Source organism: Bowmanella yangjiangensis, assembly GCF_017255015.1.
Classification (GTDB): Bacteria; Pseudomonadota; Gammaproteobacteria; order Enterobacterales; family Alteromonadaceae; genus Bowmanella; species Bowmanella yangjiangensis.
On the sequence record NZ_JAFKCS010000482.1, the window covers coordinates 1 to 580 of the forward strand.

At 67.8% G+C, this 580-nt stretch carries 1 protein-coding gene; it reads right to left on the reverse strand.

Going from position 1 to position 580, the window contains the following annotated elements:
* Positions 1 to 580: GAF domain-containing protein (locus tag J0A65_RS25270; protein ID WP_206596973.1), on the reverse strand; the 580-nt coding region annotated here is incomplete at both ends.

Below are 580 nucleotides of genomic sequence, written 5' to 3' on the forward strand. Positions count from 1 at the left end.
ACGGTTCCACAGCTGCGTCAGGGGGTCGAGCATGCCCTTGCGCTGCTCGCGGCTCAGCGCATCGCGCAGGTCATCGGCCTGGTGGGCGCAGTGGCGGAGTTGCAGGTAGCCCTGCACCACGTAGGCCAGATCCCTGAGTCGCATCAGCTCCTGGCGATCGAGGCGGCGTGGTGCCGGATCGATCAGGCAGAGCGTACCGAGCGCCTGCTGCTGGGCATCGAACAGCGGGTGGCCGGCATAGAAGCGCACGTGCGGGGCGCGCAGTACGATCGGGTTGTCGCAGAAACGGCTGTCGCGGTGGCTGTCCTCGACCACCAGCGGCGTGTCCTGCAGGATCGCGTGGGCGCAGAACGACACCGCGCGTGGGGTCTCGGCGACCTCCAGGCCCTGGCGACTCTTGAACCACTGGCGCTCGTTGTCGATCAGGCTGATCAGCGCCGTCTTGACCCCGAACAGATCGCGGGCCAGACGGGTGAGCGCATCCAGGTAGGGGTCGGCCGGTGTGTCGAGCACGTCCAGGCTCTCCAGGGCCTGCTGGCGTTCAGCTTCATTCGCGGGTAGCGGCGCACTGAGCATCGGT